Raw genomic sequence first — 5,549 nt, 5'->3', positions numbered from 1 at the left:
GCTCGCGGGTGAGGTCCGCGTGGGTGAAGGGGTCCACCGCGCTCACCACGGCCTCGGCGGCCAGGTCGCCCGCCGTCGTCGCGACGCGGTGGCCGACACCGGGTTCCGGGCGGATGGAGAGGGCCTCGACCCCGCTGCGCAGGTTCACGCCACGCGCCTGCAGCCTCTCGACGAGGAGGCCGGCGAGGACGCCGGCCGGCTGCGGGACGCCGCGGGCGTCCTGCACGTGCCAGCGGCCGAAGGTGCGCTCGACCGCCAGCCGGGCGGCGTGCCAGCCGGGCAGCCGGGCCGGGTCCTGGCCCAGGCGCGCGGCCACGTCGAGGACGACGTCGGCCAGCGGCGGCACGCGTTCGGCGAGGCCGGCCAGGCTCGTCCTCGGTCGCAGCACCGCCCGCTGCGCGGACGTCAGCCGGCCCTCGAACTCGGTCTCGAGGCCGAGGCGCCGCAGCACCTGCCATGCGCCGTCCAGTTCGTCGAGGAGGTCCCGCCACGCCGCCGCGGTCGCCTGGCCGAAGCGGGGGGCGAGCACGGACCACTGCTCGCCCCGATCGGTGGGCAGCGCGAGCCGGGAGCCGTCGGAGAGCACGAACGGCCGTGCGGGAGCGGGTGCGAGCACCAGGCCCGTCCTGGCCAGCTCCGCGTCCAGGCTGCGCCCGGTCTTGCGGAACAGGTCGCGCCAGGCCGCGGGAAGGGTGAGGACGGTGCCGCCGGGTTCGGTGGCGACGCCGGCACCCGCCGCCGGAACCGGTGCGCTGTCGCACAGGACGACCTCGTGGCCGGCCCTGGCGAGGCGGGCCGCCGCCGCGAGCCCGGCGAGACTCGCGCCGACGACGACGATCAACGGGTGGCCAGCCAGCCCTGGAGCGCGGTGACGCCCTTGCGGATCTGGGCGAGCAGCAGGATGGCGAGCGCGATCGTGCCGGCGAGCAGGACAGCGGCGAGGAGCGCGGCCTGGGCGGGGTAGGCGATCGCGAGCGAGAGCACCGCGATCAGCGCCGCGTCGCCGACCAGCGACGCCCCGATGTTGCTGATCGGCTCCGGTGAGGTGTTCACGGCCAGCCGGACGCCGGCGCGGGCGGTGTGGCTGACCAGCGCGGTCACCCCGCCGAGCGCGCCCATCGTCACCGGCAGCAGATCGCCGTTCGCCCCGGCCAGCAGCGCGCCGATCAGAGCGCCCGCCACGGGCCGGATGAAGGTGGAGACCGCGTCCCAGATCGAGTCCAGGTAGGGGATCTTGTCGGCGAAGAACTCGACCACGGCCAGGACGCCCATGATCACCAGCACGTCGGTCCGCTGGAAGCCTTCCGGAATCCCGGCCATCCCGCCCAGCCTGCCGATCAGCCCGAGCAGGAAGACGGTCGCGTACGCGTTGAGGCCGCTCGCCCAGCCGCTGGCGAAGGTCATGGCCACCACGTCCATGCCGGAATCGTAGTCGCGGCGTCCGCACCGGGGCCGGAAGCGGGTCCCGGGGCAGCCGACTGTGCGGGATACCGGCTCTTGACGCCGTGTCGGAGGCAGCGGCTATGATGGTGCTCATTCGAACAGAAGTTCGATAATGCGGGCAGGGGAAGCCCGCACACCCGGGCGGCGGGCAACCGCTCCGGAACGGCCCCGGCGCCGATGTCCCCGCAGGCCGTGGGGAGCGGACTCGACCCCCGCTTCCCACGGCTCGCGGCACATGTCGCGCCGGGGTCCGGTGTTCCCCGGCGACGCGCGGGAGGCGGGCGGGATGGGCGGGGACGAGGTGCCACGGGTGGTGATGTGTGTCGACATGGACGCCTTCTACGCCTCGGTGGAACTACGGCGTCATCCGGAGTGGCGTGATGTGCCGATGTGGGTGGGCGGCGCGCACCGTGGCGTCGTGCTGTCGGCGAACTATCCCGCCCGGGCGTTCGGGGTTCGCGGGGGGATGTCGTCGGCCCGGGCGCGGCAGCTCTGCCCCCACGCCGTCTGCGCCCCGCCCGACTTCGAGGCCTACTCCGAGGTCAGCGCCGGGATCGTCGCCGTCCTGGAGACGTTCACCGCACGGGTCGAGAGCGCGTCCATCGACGAGGCCTACCTCGACCTCACCGGCTCGGAGCGGACGGTCGGGGCCGCGGCCGTCCTGGGGGAGCGGATCCGGGCGATCGTCCACGACGAGCAGGGCATCTGCTGCTCGGTCGGGATCGGGCCGAACAAGCTGATCGCCAAGATGGCCTGCAACGCGGCCAAGCCCGACGGGCTCCGCGAGGTCGCCCCCGCCGACGTGATCGCCTTCCTGGGGCCGCTGCCGGTCGGCGACCTGGTCGGGGTCGGGGAGAGCACCGGGTCGAGGCTGGCCGCCCTGGGAGTGGCGAGCCTCGGTGACCTGGCCGCCCTGCCGCGCAGCGCCGTCCAGGCGGCGTTCGGGCTGCGGGCCGGCGCGCTCCTGCACGAACGGGCCAGCGGGCGCGACCACAGCAGGGTGGTCGCCCGCGCCGGCGAGCGGGGGGTCGGGTGCCAGGAGACCTTCGGCCACGATCTCAGCGACGATGCCGGCGTCCACGCGGAACTGCTTCGGGTGGTGGTGAAGGTGACGTCGCGGATGCGCGCGGCCGGAGTGCTGGGTCGCACGATCACGCTCTCACTGCGGTATGCGGACTTCCGGACGGTGTCGCGGGCACTCACGCTGCCCGCGCCGACCGACGTCACCGACGAGGTGTACGACGTCGCCCGCCACCTTTACGCAATACTGCGGACCCCCCGCAGTCCGGTGCGCCGGGTGGGAATCAGGGTCACCGGACTCGCCGACGTCGGCACGGTAGCCCTCCAGCCCACCCTGGACGCCCCCGAGCGTGGTTGGCGGGATGCGGAACGTGCCGCTGACAACGTGATTCGGCGCTTCGGGCCGGCTGCGGTGCGCAGGGCGGTGCTGACCAGGCGGGAGCGGCCCTGACCGTGGCCAGGACGAGCGCCGACAGTTCCGAAAACCCACCTGCGCGCCTAGACTGGCCACGTCCGCACGGACAGTCTGAACCAGGGGAGGCGGCCATGGCACTCTCGGCGGAGGAGCAGCGACTCCTCGACCAGATGGAGGCCGCCCTGGCGGCCGAGGATCCCAAGCTCGCCAACACCCTGCGCGGCACCTCCCACCGGTGGCAGCGACGTCGCGCGGTTCTCGCCGGCTTCGGGTTCGTGGTCGGGGTCTGCTGCCTGATCGGCGGCATGCAGGTGCATCCCGCGCTCAGCGTGTTCGGCTTCCTGGTGATGCTCGCCTCCTCCGTTCTCGGCGTGACGGCCTGGCAGCACTCGGGGCTGGCCGGGGAGTCGGCCGCCTCAGGCGGCAGGGCGGGAGGGGCGTCCGAGTTCATGGGGCGCATGGAGGACCGCTGGCGTCACGGCCAGGATGACGGCGGGGCCTGAGTCCTCACGATCTCGACGGTCGCAGTGACCGCGGCCACCAGACTCTGGCGGTGGGCTGTGCCCACCGCCTCTCCATGGCAGCGGTGATCCGCGCCACCCTCTCCCGCAAGGCGGGCGGACGGTCCGGCGCCTCGGCGTACCGGGCCCGCTCCACGTCCAGGGCGAGGCTGACCAGTGCGTCCCTGCCGTCCGCGTCGAGCGCGGCGCCGAGGTCCGCGGCGACCCGGCGGGTCGTCCCCTCCGGCCAGTCCTGACCCCTGTCCCTCGCCACCGCCCGTACCTCGGCCCAGGCATGCTCCGCGGCGCGGCCCGGATCTGCGGAGCCGGCCAGGCGGAACTGCCGCAGCGCCGCACGAACCAGCCGCGGGCCGGCCGCCGCCATGGCTCCCGCGACGAGCAGGCCGACCAGCCACGGCAGCGGGTTTCCCTGCGTCGATCCCGGGCCGGTCGGGGTGACCGGTGCGAGGGTCGGCGCCGTCGAGGTCGGGGCGAGGGTCGGCTCGGTGCTGCCGGGCGTGCGGGTGGCGCTGGGCGAGGCGGAGGGGATGGCGTTCCCCAGGGCGCCGGACGGCGTGGCGTCCACGGCCACCCAGCCGAGGTCGCCGCCGAAGTAGAGCTCGGTCCAGGCGTGCATGTTGCGGGGAGTGACCTGCCAGTTCTGGCCCACCTTGCGGCCGGGCAGGAAGCCCACGACCACCCGGGACGGGATTCCCACCACGCGGGCCAGCACGGCCAGCGAACCGGCGAACTGCTCGCAGTACCCGGTCCGGCTGCCGAGCAGGAAGTCGTCGAGGGTGCTCAGCGTCGTCCCGGGGGTGACGGCGGTGCTGTAGGTGAACGCATCCGAGCGGAGGAATTCCGCCAGCGCGAGCGCCTTCCTGCCCGCGCCGCTCCGGCCCTGGGTCACCTGCTCGGCGAGTTGGCGGACGCCGTCCGACAGTTCGGGGGGCAGCTGCAGGGTCAGGCCCCCGTCGCCGGGATCGCCGGGCTGGCCGGCACCGGCCAGCAGCTCCGCGGCCGCAGGCAGGCGCGCCGACATCGTCTGGTAGCTCAGTCCCCGGGTCGCGGACGTGCGGCCGCTCCCGATCGCCACCACGGCGAGCGTCCTCGGGTCGTACCGCCAGGTGCCGGAGTCCACGTCGGCCGTCAGCGGGTACCACGGCGTCGGCAGGTACTCGCTGGCCAGGTTGCCGATGGTGATCGAGGTCCGTTCCGTCGAGGTGGCCGCGGCGGGTCCGTCCCTGCCGGCGGGCAGGGGAACCAGGTCGGTGGCGGTGAGGTGGAATCCCCGGTCGTCGAAGGCGGGCAGGGCGGCCAGGCGCAGGTACTCGCCGTCGCCGTCGGACGTGCGGTAGGTGATCACGATCTGGTCGCTGTTGGAGTTCACGTTGCGGATCAGGTCGAGGCTGGGATCGCCCAGCTGCACGGACCCCTGGCCACCGGAGGACGAGGCACTCGCGGAGCGCTCCGGGATCGGCAGCGACACCACCACCGAGCCGACGAGGGCGATCACGGTGGCAAGGGACGCGGTGGTCGCCACCCCGCGGCGCCAGCCGGACACCGTGTCCTGGTCGGTGTCGCCCGCCGAGTCGGCGGATGTCGCCGTCGCGGTCGCCAGGATCAGCGCGTAGCCGGCAGCGGGGAAGACGAACAGGAACGGGCTGGTCTCGGCGTAGATGGCCAGCGAGGGGATGAGGTAGGGCAGCAGCAGGACGGGGAACGTCCACGCCGGCGACGCCAACCCGATGGCGAGGGCCTCGCACAGCAGGTGGACCGCCCACACCAGCGCCGCGCAGAAGACGGCGAATCCCGCGTCGTACGGCATCGGGGCGAAGGCCGTCTGCACGAACGAGTAGGTCTGCTCGAAGAGCCCGACCGGGTCGAGCACGGAGGGGATCAGCACCGGGATGGCCGCCGCGGGCAGCAACTGCGCGATGCGGACCAGCGGCTCGCCCGCACGCAGTCGACGCACCCCGATGCCCAGGGCTGTGCTCAGCCCGATCAGCAGCGCGGCCAGGACGAGGTAGCTGCGGTCCTGGGTCAGCGGTGCGAGCGGGACTCCCGCCGCGAGCGCGGCGACGGCGGACGCGAGGCTGCGCCGGTCGGTGGCGGTCACCGGGTGCCCTCCCTGCCGAGCTGGCGCCACGCGTCCGCGACCGGGGTGCCGG

General features: G+C 74.0%; 5 protein-coding genes. 2 read left to right on the top strand and 3 right to left on the bottom strand.

Going from position 1 to position 5,549, the window contains the following annotated elements:
* Together QM633_RS15470 and QM633_RS15465 are read right to left on the bottom strand one after the other, a co-directional pair.
* A partial coding sequence (locus QM633_RS15470; RefSeq protein WP_415154660.1) for an FAD-dependent oxidoreductase occupies positions 1–841 on the bottom strand: 841 nt, incomplete at its 3' end.
* Positions 838–1,419 (bottom strand): DUF4126 domain-containing protein, encoded by a 582-nt coding sequence (locus tag QM633_RS15465; protein ID WP_415154659.1) that lies wholly within the window; start codon positions 1,417–1,419, stop codon positions 838–840. The genes QM633_RS15465 and QM633_RS15470, both read right to left, overlap by 4 nt.
* A 259-nt stretch (positions 1,420–1,678) precedes the next feature.
* Between QM633_RS15465 and dinB the strand changes: the two genes are divergently transcribed.
* Both dinB and QM633_RS15455 read left to right on the top strand, forming a co-directional pair.
* A complete protein-coding gene (dinB, locus tag QM633_RS15460) occupies positions 1,679–2,914 on the top strand; it encodes a DNA polymerase IV (RefSeq protein ID WP_415154658.1) in 1,236 nt (411 codons plus the stop codon).
* 95 nt (positions 2,915–3,009) lie between these two features.
* Positions 3,010–3,381 (top strand): DUF3040 domain-containing protein, encoded by a 372-nt coding sequence (locus QM633_RS15455; protein ID WP_415154657.1) that lies wholly within the window; start codon positions 3,010–3,012, stop codon positions 3,379–3,381.
* 4 nt (positions 3,382–3,385) lie between these two features.
* On the opposite strand, the gene QM633_RS15450 is transcribed toward QM633_RS15455, so the two are convergent.
* Complete coding sequence (locus QM633_RS15450; protein WP_415154656.1) at positions 3,386–5,497, bottom strand: transglutaminaseTgpA domain-containing protein; 2,112 nt, start codon at positions 5,495–5,497, stop codon at positions 3,386–3,388.
* Between the last annotated feature and the right edge of the window lie 52 nt (positions 5,498–5,549).

It is taken from the genome of Propionicimonas sp., assembly GCF_047606205.1.
GTDB lineage: Bacteria > Actinomycetota > Actinomycetes > Propionibacteriales > Propionibacteriaceae > Propionicimonas.
Note: the sequence above shows the minus strand (reverse complement) of the source record. Positions and strands in the feature narration are given on the sequence as shown.

Excerpts from the sequence above, each read along its gene's own strand:
- QM633_RS15465 (WP_415154659.1), bottom strand. The coding sequence starts at position 1,419 with ATGGACGTGGTGGCCATGACCTTCGCCAGCGGCTGGGCGAGCGGCCTC.
- dinB (WP_415154658.1), top strand. The coding sequence starts at position 1,679 with ATGTCGCGCCGGGGTCCGGTGTTCCCCGGCGACGCGCGGGAGGCGGGC.
- QM633_RS15455 (WP_415154657.1), top strand. The coding sequence starts at position 3,010 with ATGGCACTCTCGGCGGAGGAGCAGCGACTCCTCGACCAGATGGAGGCC.